This window comes from Streptomyces anatolicus (assembly GCF_019400875.1).
Taxonomy (GTDB): Bacteria; Actinomycetota; Actinomycetes; order Streptomycetales; family Streptomycetaceae; genus Streptomyces; species Streptomyces anatolicus.
Map to the genome: position 1 here is coordinate 1 of NZ_WMBF01000267.1, position 8625 is coordinate 8625.

At 74.3% G+C, this 8625-nt stretch carries 8 protein-coding genes and 1 pseudogene; 2 read left to right on the top strand and 7 right to left on the bottom strand.

Going from position 1 to position 8625, the window contains the following annotated elements; all coding sequences use genetic code 11:
• From GKQ77_RS21495 to GKQ77_RS21525, 7 genes and pseudogenes are all read right to left on the bottom strand, one after another.
• Positions 1–1238: pseudogene (locus GKQ77_RS21495) on the bottom strand (hypothetical protein); the annotation flags it as partial.
• The gene (locus tag GKQ77_RS21500) at positions 1228–2052 is read right to left on the bottom strand and encodes a hypothetical protein (protein WP_219690561.1); all 825 of its coding nucleotides are present in this window, start codon (positions 2050–2052) and stop codon (positions 1228–1230) included. The pseudogene GKQ77_RS21495 and the gene GKQ77_RS21500, both read right to left, overlap by 11 nt.
• A 5-nt stretch (positions 2053–2057) precedes the next feature.
• Complete coding sequence (adfB, locus tag GKQ77_RS21505; protein WP_219690562.1) at positions 2058–2486, bottom strand: actinodefensin-associated protein B; 429 nt, start codon at positions 2484–2486, stop codon at positions 2058–2060.
• Positions 2487–2488: 2 nt separating this feature from the next.
• A complete protein-coding gene (locus GKQ77_RS21510) occupies positions 2489–3961 on the bottom strand; it encodes a hypothetical protein (protein WP_219690563.1) in 1473 nt (490 codons plus the stop codon).
• Positions 3954–4367 carry a lasso peptide biosynthesis protein gene (locus GKQ77_RS21515; RefSeq protein WP_219690564.1) on the bottom strand — a complete coding sequence of 138 codons (414 nt, stop codon included), beginning with the start codon at positions 4365–4367 and terminating at the stop codon, positions 3954–3956. The genes GKQ77_RS21510 and GKQ77_RS21515 overlap by 8 nt, the downstream gene beginning before the upstream one ends.
• 114 nt (positions 4368–4481) lie before the next feature.
• Positions 4482–4655 carry a hypothetical protein gene (locus tag GKQ77_RS21520; RefSeq protein ID WP_219690565.1) on the bottom strand — a complete coding sequence of 58 codons (174 nt, stop codon included), beginning with the start codon at positions 4653–4655 and terminating at the stop codon, positions 4482–4484.
• Positions 4656–4690: 35 nt separating this feature from the next.
• A complete protein-coding gene (locus tag GKQ77_RS21525; RefSeq protein WP_219690566.1) occupies positions 4691–4861 on the bottom strand; it encodes a hypothetical protein in 171 nt (56 codons plus the stop codon).
• A 282-nt stretch (positions 4862–5143) separates the two neighbouring features.
• On the opposite strand from GKQ77_RS21525, the gene GKQ77_RS33955 reads away from it, so the two are divergent.
• The gene (locus tag GKQ77_RS33955) at positions 5144–6529 is read left to right on the top strand and encodes a phosphotransferase (RefSeq protein WP_219690567.1); all 1386 of its coding nucleotides are present in this window, start codon (positions 5144–5146) and stop codon (positions 6527–6529) included.
• A 30-nt stretch (positions 6530–6559) separates the two neighbouring features.
• A complete protein-coding gene (locus GKQ77_RS21535; RefSeq protein WP_219690568.1) occupies positions 6560–8182 on the top strand; it encodes an alpha/beta hydrolase in 1623 nt (540 codons plus the stop codon).
• The last annotated feature ends 443 nt before the right edge of the window (positions 8183–8625 follow it).

The window sequence follows — 8625 nt, forward strand, 5'->3', positions numbered from 1 at the left end:
GGGGCGGACAGGTAGGGGGTGGCATCGGCGTGTGTGCCGGGAGTGTGTGGTTCTCGGGCGAACGCGTCCTGTGTGCCGGGCACGTGTGGTTCTGCGCCGAAGCCGTCCCGCGTGCCGGGCGTGTGTGGTTCCGCGCCGACCTCATCGAGCGTGCCGAGCACGTGGGTTGCCCCGCCGGACCCGGCCCCCGTACTGCGCACCCGCGGTTCCCCGCCGAACTCCTCCCGCGTACCGAGCACATGTGGTTCCCCGCCGAGCCACAGCGGCCACCAGGGCCCGGCCGGGGCGGGGAGGTCGACGCAGGCGGTGGCGGCGGTCGGGTACTCGGCCGCCGCGCACATCAGGACGCGATGGTCCGCGTCGGGCCACGCGAGTACGTCGGGAGCGCCCGCTGCCCAGCGTGTCCGGGGCGGAACCGGTCGTGCCCCGGCGCCCCGTGCGAAGGGGCCCGTGCCGGTCACCGAGGTGGCCCAGTTCGGCTCCAGGGAGTGGGAGGTGCCCTCGTCCAGGTGGGTGACGAGCAGATGACCGCCGCCCGGGGCGGGTTCCAGCTCCCGGACCAGCAGGGGCCCGGTGAGGGTGCGCAGGGTGCCGGTGCCGGGAGCCAGCTCGGCCACCCGGACGGCGGCCAGGGCGGCCAGTTCCGGTACCCCTTGCGGGAAGACCGGCCATCCGGGGCCCCGCGCCTCGCAGGCCACGGCGATCCGGCCGGGTTCCGCCGCCCCGCCGCCCCCCGTGGGCGGCGGGGCGGGGGTGAGGATGACGAGATCTGAGCCGCACCACGTCAGGGGCGGCGCTCCGCCGCCGCCGAGGCCGGTGAGCGAGGTGGCCGCCCTGACCTGGCCGTACCGCACGACGGTGCGCGCGCGGTGGTCTGCGATCCACGGGTGTGCCCGGCGCCCGCGCAGGGCCAGCCCGGCCACCAGGGGGAGCGTCGGGTGCCAGGCGAGGGCGCTCGGCACGAGGTCCGTGACGGGCAGGCGCCACAGGTCGTCCCGGTCCGGGCGGCCGATCTCGACGCGGATCGGGCGGGCCCGCCCGGTGTCGAGGCCGACGAGTCCCGGGTCGACGCGCCACTCGCCCCACAGGGCCGTGCCCGGGTGCGCCTCCCGCAGGCTCGGGTGCGCCGGCGCGGTGATCAGCGCCCACGCGGAGAGGTCGGGGGCGGCGTCGACCCGCTGCCGGACGCCCTGGAGACGGTCGGCGGGGGCGGCCGGGAGAGCGGTGTCAGCCCGCACGGTGGACCGCCGGTGCGCTCAGGGTGACGCCGTCGATCAGTGCCTTGACCCCGCCGATCCCGGACACCGGTCCGCATACCGGTTCCCCCCGGGCGTCCAGGCCCTGGGCGCACGGCACCCCGAGGTCGGCCAGGGCCGGCGGCAGTTCGTCCTCGCCCTTGACCACGGTCGTGGTGACCGTGGAGCGCCGGGCGGGCTCCATGAACCGCAGCAGGTGCTTGAGGGAACGGCAGGCGGGACAGTCGTCGGAGACGTAGAGCCGTACCGCGCTCACGCGCTCCTCGCAGGCCGCCGCCCGCGCCGTGGAGTCGCGTTCCGCGCGCCGGTCGAGGGCCCGCACCGTGCCGTAGGTGACCGCGGCCGAGAGCGCGGCGGTGACCGCCCGGGTGCGGCCCGCGCGCTGTGGGGAGGCCGCGAGCGCGGCGGCGGCGACGAGCGACGCCGCCGCGTTCGCCGCGACGTGCGTGCGCCCCACCGCGGTGAGGCGCGCCGCGCCGAAGCAGGCGCACTTCGTGCCCTTGAGGCGGTGGGCGGCGACGGTCAGCGCGGCGTAGCCGCCCAGCGGGACGAGCGCGGCGAGCCGGCCGGGCGCGACCAGGGTCACGGCCGCGGCCGCCAGTTCGGCCGCACCGACGAGGTGCACGCCGCGGGGTGCCGCGAGCGGGCCCGAGGTGATGGGCCAGTCCAGTTCTTCGGCTTCTTCGGCGCGGGTGACCGCCTTGGCGACGCCGGAGACGGCGAGGGGGCCCGCGAGGGCGGCGACCGCCAGGTCGGGCAGCCGGTCGCGGAGGCTCCGGCCGAGGGTGACGCGCATGGGAGTTACCTCCGGTGGGTGTCCGGCGCGGCGGTGCGGGCCGGAGGGGTGGCTGACGGTTCGGCGGCGGTGCGGGCGGGAGTCGTATCTGAGGGTTCGTCGGCGGTGTGGGCCGGACTGGCGGCTGACGGTTCGGCGGCCGTGGGGGCCGGAGTGGTCGCTGACGGTTCGGTGGCGGGTACGGCCTCGAACCAGCCGGCCGCGACGAGTTCCCGGCTCATCCGGCGCACCGCCTCACCGGCGTGGCCGGTGCCGGGCCCCGGAAGGCCGTGGCTGAGCAGGCGTTCGATGACGCGGGCTTCCTGTTCCCCGCACTCGGTGACGCGCAGGGTCGGCGCGTGTACCAGCACGGCGCCCCCGAACGGCAGTGGGGTGTACCGGACCTGGGGCGCGAGGCGCGGCCGGTCCGGCCGGGAGACGGAGGGAGGGGTCATGGTCAGCCTCGCAGCCATCGGTCGAGCCAGACCATCCTGAGCAGGACGAGGGCCTGGGCGCTGAGGTCACGGCCGTCCCGGAGGATGCCGACGAGGACGGCCGGGTCGATCAGACCCAGGTCCGCCAGGGCGCTTTCGCGTTCCCACTCGGCGATGACCTTGGGCCGTTCGCGGTGCAGGTGCTCGGCCGCGGCGAGCCGCAGCCAGTGACGTGGCGTGCTCTTGCGTACGCCGGTGACACGGTGGGCCGCGACGGCGGTCCGCAGCGGGACGTGGGACTGGAAGCGTCCGCCCCGGATCCGGCCGAGCCGGTGCGGTGGCAGGGCGCCGACCGAGGCCAGCACCCGGGGGTCGAGCGCCGGCAGTTGAGCGCCGCCGTGCCCGTGCTCGGCCAGCGCGGCGTCCGCCCGGCCGAGCACGGGCGGCAGGGACTCCAGGTGTTCGCGCCAGACCGCCAGTGATCCGCGCCTGGCCGCGTCGAACGCCTCCCGCCCCCGGTCGGTGAGGCCGGGCACGCGGTCCGCGCCGGTCGGTGAGGGCGGCGGGGGCGCGCTCACCGGCTGGCTGTCCGGGAGGTCGGCCGCCACCCGGTCCGGGTCGTGGACGACGCCCTTGTCGAAGAGGGCGCGCGCCTGGGACAGCGAGCCGAGGACCCCGGACACATGGAAGGGCTCACAGGTCAGCAGGCGCCAACCGCGGTACCCGGGCCTGGCGTCGGGCAGGCGCGCCGACGTCAGGGGGTCGAGCAGGCCGCCGCTCATCAGCGGAAGTCCGATGTGGGCGGCGAGGTGTTCGGCCAGCAGCCGGGGCACCTCGGTGTCCGGCAGCGGGGGGACCGGTTCCTCCCCGGTGATCCGGTGGTGGTCGAGCAGTCCCAGCAGATCCAGCGGCACCCGCTCGCACCGCAGGCCTGGGATCAGGGCCGGCGCCGTGCCGGACCGGGTGCCGAAGTCGGCGTGCACCAGGGGCGGCCGGTGGCCCGCCCGCAGGGCGCTGACCGCGAGGAACGCGGAGGAGAGGCCGCCGCTGTAGGCGATCGCGTAAGGGCCGGGCGCCGAGGCGAGGACCTCGCTCATCGCGTGGACGGGGGCGCGCCGCGTGGTGGTGGTCTCCGGCCGGTGCCTGCTCACCCGGACGCCGAAGCGGTCAAGGCGTACCGTCACCCCGGCGGCCAGCCGGTGCACGCCCGGTACGGGGGTGCTGTCCGGGGCCGGCGCGGCCCCCAGGGCCATGGCGAGCAGGGCGCCCGGATCGGGCGGGGGCAGCGGCGCGTCCTGCCGGAAGTCGGCCAGGTCGCCGCTCCACTCAAGGCGGCCGGGTCCGACGCGGTAGTACAGGGGCAGCGGGCCGGGCAGATCCCTGCGCAGCTCGAACGCCTCGTCGGTCTGCCGGCTGTCGGCGCCCAGGGGTTCGGCGGCCAGGGCGGGCCGGCTGCGGCGCACCCTGCCGTTCACGCATACGACGACGTCACGCACTGTCCTCATCCTCCGGCGTGTTCGTGTAGATCTCGACGTACTCCTCCGTCACGGGGAGCGAGGTGCTGAGGACGTCGCCGCCGCACCGCACCCAGGCGTAGAGGCCCGCGGGCGGCGCGGCCGGGACCGTCTCTCTGCCGAGGTGGAAGGAGGCGGGAAAACCCAGCCGGCGCAGACCGGCGGTCAGATAGATCGCGTCCTCCACGGGGTCCAGGAAGCCGACGGTGAGCCGCTGCACCGCGCGCAGACCGGTCACCGTCCGCGCCCGTCCCACTGGGCCGAAACGCCGGGCGGGAACAGGCGGCCAGGGGGCGAAGTCGAACAACCCGCCGTCCCGCCGCGACGATTCCAGGAATTCCTTTCCCGCCTGCGCCGACCGCAGCAGCGCGGACACATCCGTCACCATTTCCGCACTCCCTTTTCCGTCCGTCCTGTTCGTTCCGCCGTACCGTTTCCCGGAATACGAGGGAAACCGGTGGTGCCGTCGGAGGCTCGTGGCCGCCGACGGCACCGGTGAGTGTCAGGGCGTCTCGCACGCCCACCATTCACAGACGAGTCCGTAACAGCAGTCGCTGTCCCAGACGCACCTCGCTCCATTCGGGCTGCACGCCTCAGCGGTCTCGGTGGGCTCCGAGAACATGTGCTGCTGAAGGCCGCCTGCGGCCAGGCGCTCGGCCACGGAAACACCCGTCATGACTTCTCCTTCCGTCGAGTGCGGGAAGTGGCCGCTCAGGCGCGGCAGGTCCACCACTCGCAGAACCGCGGGTTGCAGCAGTCGGAGTCGAACCAGCAGCTCTGCCCGGGGTACTTGCACTCCTCGGCGACCGCGGTGGGCTCCGAGAACATGTGCTGCTGGAGAGTGCCGGCGGCGAGGCGCTCGGCCACGGAAACACCAGTCATCGATTTCCCTTTCGCTTGCCGGGCGGTCACATCGATCCGTACCGCCCTGTTGTCGTCCGGCGTGTTTTGTCGTCCGGCCGATAACGACGCTAGGAGCCGTCCGGCGGGCCCGGCAAGGAAAAACGTCCGTCCCGGACCGTCCCGGACCGTCCCGGTCGAGTCAGGAGCGCGGAAGCCTTGACCGGATGGCACCTCGCGCATTCTCATCATTCTCATCGTGATTCCGGCAATGTGCGGCGGGGCGGGCATGGAGTTTCCTACGTGCAGTGAGGAACAATCCCGGTGAATTTCAGCGCTATTCCCTTGGAACGCGGCGGCGAGCCGTGCCTGCTTGTCCTCGACGGCGGGACGCGCTGGGAGCTTCCCCGGCACCGGCATTCCGACCCGCGGGAGGTCAACTCCGCGCTGCACCACCGCTACGGGGTGGAAGTCGGCACCCTGGACGTCATACCCGTGCCCACCGGGGCCGGTGAGGACGGCGCGCCGCCCTCGTACCTCTTCGTGCACGAGACGCACAGCCCCGGCACGGCGCTGCCCCGGGGCGCGCGCTGGGCGCCCGTGGCGGAGCTGGCCGCGTCCTGCCACCGCTTCCTGCCGGGCCAGGAGCGGTTGTTGGGGCTCTGGTCGGCGTGCCGGGACCGCCGCGAGGACGAGGCGTGGCTGCCCTGGCGGCGCCCCGGATGGTTCGCGGAGGTGACCGGCTGGGCGGCGGAGGAACTGCACGGAATCGGTGTCGAGGTCGTCGGGCCCGCCGAACAGGACGGGTTCCGGGCCTGGTCCTGCCAGCTGCGGTTGCCGACCACGGCCGGTGTGGTCCACCTCAAGGCGAGTCCGCCGCCGCACGCGCACGAGCCCGCGTTGACCCGGCTGCTGGCCGAGTGGTTCCCCGGTGCCGTCCCCCGTGTACTGGCCTGGGACAGCGACAGACGCCTGATGCTCACCGCGGACTTCGGGCCGGTGTCCCGGCCGGTGGGGGCGGCACGCGTCGCCGCCGGTTTCGCGGCGGTGGCCCGGCGTATCGGAGTGATACAGCGTCAGGCTGCCGCGTACGCCGCCGAGATCGCCGCGACCGGCTGCCCCGCACACCGTCTCACCCTGCTGCCGGAGAGGTTCGAAGGCCTGCTCGACGAAGTGAGGGGCGGCGGGCCCGGCAAGCGGATCACGCCGGTCCGCCGCTCCGGTCAGGGGGAGCTGACGGACGAGGAGTCGCTGCGGCTGCGCCGCCTCGTCCCCGCGCTGGCCCGCGACTGCGCGCGCCTCGCGGCCCTCGACCTCCCGGAGAGCGTCGTGCACCACGACCTGTGGCGGGGCAATTTCCGGGTCGAGGGCGACGAGGCGCTGGTGTTCGACTGGGCCGACAGCGTGCTCACCCATCCCTTCCTGCAACTGGACGTGCTGCTGGGTGACTTGGCGGCTGCCGGAGGTTCCGCCGGGGACCGCGAGAGGGTGCTCGGCGGCTATCTCGCGGCCTGGGCCGGACACCGGCCGCCGACGCGACTGCGCGAAGGCGCCGCCCTGGCGGCCCGTATCGCCCCGGTGAGCCGTGCGCTGCTGATGCGCGACCGGCTGACCGGGGCGCCCTCCCACATCCGCCGCCGCTACCGGGGAGCGGTCACCGCCCCCCTGCGCGCCCGTCTCGCCCCCGACCGGGCCGGGGCGGGCACCTGACCGCGTCACCCGAGGGAAACGAGGAGCCCCATGCCCGGCCGACCCGCCATGACCTTCCGGCACCCCGTCCGCGCCACCGTGGCCACCGCGGTCACCGCCGCCTGCGCGACGGCCCTGGCCGTACCGGCGCATCCCGTACCGGCACACCCCACACCGGCGAATCCCGTACCGGCCGCCCACGCCGGGCCGCAGCAGCACCGCGTGCGCTGGCTGGCGTGCGACCAGGTACTCGACCCGGCTCCTCCGATCGATCCGGACGTCGCCGACTGCGCGGTGCGGCAGGTCCCGCGCGATCACGCCCGCCCTGACGCGGGCACCCTGGACGTGGTCATGCTCCGGCGCCGCGCCTCGGACCCGGCCAGGCGTCTGGGCACCCTGTTCGTCAACCCCGGTGGCCCCGGTCAGTCGGGGCTGCACTTCGCCTACCGGGCGGAGAAGTACCTGTCGGCGGAAGTCCTCGCGCGGTACGACGTGGTCGGCTTCGACCCGCGCGGCACCGGGCAGAGCGCGGCCGTACGGTGCTTCACCAGCCAGGAGGCGGCGGACACCGCGCTCGCCGGGAAACGCGAAGCACCCCTGCGCCGCGCGGAGGTGAGGGCGACTCTGCGTGCCGCGCGCGCCTACACGGACGCCTGCGCGCGCGACGGCGGTCCCCTGCTTGCGCACATGACCACCGCCGACGTCGCCCGCGACCTGGACCTGCTCCGCGAGGGCGTCGGCGCGAAACGTCTCAACTTCGCCGGTTTCTCCTACGGTTCGCTGATCGGCGCCACGTACGCCAACCTCTTCCCGGGGCACACCGGTGCGCTGATCCTCGACGGCAACATCGATCCGCTGCTGCGCATGACGGACGGGGCGGAGTACGACCGGCAGCGGGCCGTCGGCGCGGAGCGAGCGCTGACGGCGTTCCTGCGGGCCTGCGCCGCCGCGTCCGGCCGGTGTGCCTTCGGTGACGGGGAACCCGCGGCGGCCTTCGCCGCGATCCGCCAGCGGCTGCGGCACGGTCCGCTCACCCTGCCGGACGGCACGACGGTCGACTTCGGCGGCTTCGGCGCGCAGGTGTTCGGCAGGTTGTCGGCGGGCGACCTGACCGGCCTGGCCCGCTACCTCACCACCGTCCGGACCGCCGCCGCCAAGGACACGCGGGCCCCCGCAGCGGGGCCGGCACGAGGGACCGCGCAGGTAGCCCCCGGGAAGTCGACGCCCTATCGCGGCAACGACTCGGGCAACGCCGTCAACTGCGGCGAGAAGCCCTACCGGCTGCCCGCCCGCGCCTGGCCGGCGCTGGCCGAGCGCTGGGAGCGGGAGAGCCCCACCTTCGGGCGGAGGCGGGCGTTCGACGCGCTGCCCTGCGCCACGTGGCCCGTTCGGGCGGGCTCCGGCACCGCTCCGTACTCCGGCCCCTGGGACCGTCCGACGGGCCGCACCGCGTTGGTGATCGGCAACCGCCACGATCCGGACACCCCGTACGCCTTCGCGGAACGCATGGCCGCCCGGCTCGCCGACGCGCGCCTGCTCACCGCGGACATGTACGGGCACACCGCCATGGGCGCCAACAGGTGCGTGGACGAGCTGGCCACCCGCTACCTGACCGAACACGAAGTACCCCCCACCGACACGGCGTGCCCGGCGGGCGCCCCTCCGTTCGGGTGAGGTCCGGGGTCGGCGGGTAGGCTCCGCGCGTACCGCGGCCGGTGTGCTCTGGGGCGGAGCGGCGTATGGCCTTCGAGGCACGTCTTGTACCAGGCGAGGCGGGTGCTGCACGTGATCAACGAGGACCTGACGATCCATTCCCTGCTCGAGTGGTCACGCAGCCCGCGCAAGTAAACAATCACACTGGGCCAAGGACCAGCAGAGTCCGAAGGGACGCGACTCATGCACACGGCAGGCGTGACACATTCCTCTGCTCCTCGGCGCTTTACGCCTGGAGACCAGGTGACGCCACGCGAGGCGACCGACCATCCCGAAGACCTGATCGGCACGGTCATTGTGCGCGTCGCCACCGGCGAACTCCTCGTGGACTTCCCCCAGGCCGGCGGCGAGATGTACCTGGATGAGGAACTCGAAATGATAAAGCCGGCACCACCAGGCTGGAC